This window comes from Steroidobacter sp. (assembly GCF_016790065.1).
Classification (GTDB): domain Bacteria; phylum Pseudomonadota; class Gammaproteobacteria; order Steroidobacterales; family Steroidobacteraceae; genus Steroidobacter.
This window is the reverse complement of the sequence record NZ_JAEUPY010000289.1, coordinates 1-2,430: the sequence shown is the minus strand read 5'-3', so window position 1 is coordinate 2,430 and position 2,430 is coordinate 1. Positions and strand designations below refer to the sequence as shown.

General features: G+C 60.0%; 4 protein-coding genes. All 4 read left to right on the top strand.

The features are described from left to right. The coding region (locus tag JNL55_RS12300) for a sarcosine oxidase subunit gamma (protein WP_293853210.1) at positions 1 to 317 on the top strand (317 nt) is incomplete at its 5' end. Beyond that, positions 314 to 1,180: a formyltetrahydrofolate deformylase gene (gene purU, locus JNL55_RS12295; protein WP_293853208.1), complete on the top strand. Its 867-nt coding sequence runs from the start codon at positions 314 to 316 to the stop codon at positions 1,178 to 1,180. The genes JNL55_RS12300 and purU, both read left to right, overlap by 4 nt. A gap of 171 nt (positions 1,181 to 1,351) precedes the next feature. Next, a complete protein-coding gene (locus tag JNL55_RS12290) occupies positions 1,352 to 1,648 on the top strand; it encodes a hypothetical protein (RefSeq protein ID WP_293853206.1) in 297 nt (98 codons plus the stop codon). 12 nt (positions 1,649 to 1,660) lie between these two features. Then, positions 1,661 to 2,430: PepSY-associated TM helix domain-containing protein (locus JNL55_RS12285; RefSeq protein ID WP_293853203.1), on the top strand; the 770-nt coding region annotated here is incomplete at its 3' end.

The following is a 2,430-nucleotide window of genomic DNA, read 5'->3' as shown; positions in this document are numbered from 1 at the left end:
TGTCGTCGAGCACTACTCAGCGCCTCGCGGCCGATCTAACAGCTCAGGGCGCGGTGCTGACCGACTCCACCGACGGCGTAGGCATGGTGAGCGTTCGCGGTTCACTGGCGCGAGAGGTGTTGTCGAAAGGCTGTGGCCTGGATTTTCATCCGCAGGCCTTTGCCGTCGGGCGATGTGCACGCGTGCGTTTTGCGCAGATGGGCGTAGTCGTGACCCACGAGCATGAATTAGAGTTTCGTTTGTACGTGGCCCGCAGTTATTTGCAATATCTGGCAGACTGGCTGGCTGACGCAGCCGTGGAATTCAAAACCCTATGACCGCACGCACGCCGAGTTATATCGTTACGCTTTCGTGTCCGGATACCGTCGGCGTGGTCGCCGCCGTCACCAGCGACCTGGCGCAGCACGGTGCGCTGATTACCGAGGCACAGCACTTCCGGGAGCCGGTTTCCAACAGCTCGATTCTGCGTGTGGTGTTTGAGTCGGGTGGTTCTGCACCGCTGGATATCGAGCAGCTGAAGCGTGACTTCGGCAAGGTCGCCGCACGCCTCAACATGACTTGGAAGATTCGCGATGCCGCCATTCGTCAACGCGTGCTGGTGGCGGTGTCGAAACAGAGTCATTGTTTGAAAAGCATCTTGCATCGCTGGGAGGTGGGCACGCTGCCAGTGGATATCGTTGGCGTGGTGTCCAATCACGAAACCCAGCGTCGCCTGGTCGAGTGGCATGGTCTGCCGTATCACCATTTACCCATCGAGCCGGACGGCAAGGCCGCGCAAGAACGCAAGATGCTGGCGTTGTTCAAGGAGCTGAACGCGGACGTGCTGGTGTTGGCGAGATACATGCAAATCCTGAGCAGTGAGATGTGTCGTGCGCTGGCCGGCAAGGCCATCAACATTCATCACTCGTTCCTGCCGGGCTTCAAAGGCGCTCGGCCTTATCACCAGGCCTACGAACGCGGCGTGAAGTTGATCGGTGCCACGGCTCACTACGTGAACGACGATCTCGACGAAGGTCCGATCATCGAGCAGGCTGTCGAACGCGTCGACCACACCATGGATGCCGAACAGCTGACTACGCTCGGCAATGAAATCGAGACCGTGGTGCTGAATCGAGCCATTCAATGGCACGTCGAAGATCGTATTTTCGAGTTCGGCAACCGGACCGTGGTCCTGCGCTAGGTCCAGGGCGGAACTGACCCAGCCTGGCGCCGGACCGGGCACCGGGCGGCCATGGAATGGCTGGCTCGACGTAGGCTCCGGGGCAGGATGACCTGGCTGCCGGGCCGAGCTAGACTGCCTGCTCTCGCCTGTAGCCATTTTTTTAGCCAGGGCGCCGTATTCGGGGCTGTCATGTCGGCTACTGCTTCGGTCTCCAAGGTGCACCTCCTGTCGCGAGTCGCGGCCAGCTTGCTGGGCAGCTGGGTGTTCGTGTGGGGCTCCACCACCTTGGGCATCGCCTTGGCGCTGAGCGCCGGCGCCTCCTACCACGAAGCTAGCGAGCTGGCCTATCTGCTGGCATTCCTCTTGTTCCTGGTGATGTTCTGTTGGGCGTTCGCGGCCGCGAGCTTGTGGCGCGTCTGGCTGGTGCTGGGCGGCGGCGGCGCGGTCATGAGCCTGCTCGGTTGGCTGCTGGCTCGCACGGTTTGATCGAGGTCAAGAATGTTTCAATCGTTCCGGCTATCGATGACCTGGCTGCATACCTGGTTCGGCCTGGTGCTGGGCTATGTGCTGGTGGTGGTGTTTTTCTTCGGGGCATTGTCGGTGTTCGATCGCGAGATCGATCGCTGGGCCATTCCCGAAACCCGGCTGGCGCCGCAACCCATGCCATCCTTCGACAAGATGCTGGAAGCCACCTTTCGTAGCATTACTCGGCCGGATGCCGACGATCTGGAAGCCGCCAAGGCCCGCGTCATAGGCCCGATTCCCGACAAGCTGCCGGTGATGGACTGGAGCGCGTACACCACCCATCGCGATCCGGTGCTGACGGTGTATTCCAGCTTCGGTCTGCCCAACGCCATCGATCCGGAAGATCATATTCACGGCCACAAGACTATCAATCCGGCCACCGGCGCGGTGTTGAACCAAAACCAGCTCAACATCGGCAGTGAATTCTTCTATCCCATGCACTACAGCTTGCATTGGACCTGGAAAGATCTGGGCTATTGGATGGTCGGGTTGGCAGCGTTGGTGATGTTGGCTGCGCTGGTGAGCGGCGTGGTGATGCATCGAAAGATTTTTCGTGAGCTGTTCACGTTCCGGCCGCGCAAACAAGTCCAGCGCAGCACACTCGACTTGCACAATCTCACCGGCGTGGTGGCGCTGCCGTTTCATTTCATGTTCGCGCTGTCGGGGGTGATCATTTTCGGTAGCATCTATTTGCCGTTCGGCGAAACCGTGCTGAAGCCACAGCACGAAGCCTATGAAGCGGC

Coding starts and splice junctions, on each gene's coding strand:
- JNL55_RS12290 (WP_293853206.1), top strand. CDS start 1,352: ATGTCGGCTACTGCTTCGGTCTCCAAGGTGCACCTCCTGTCGCGAGTC.
- purU (WP_293853208.1), top strand. CDS start 314: ATGACCGCACGCACGCCGAGTTATATCGTTACGCTTTCGTGTCCGGAT.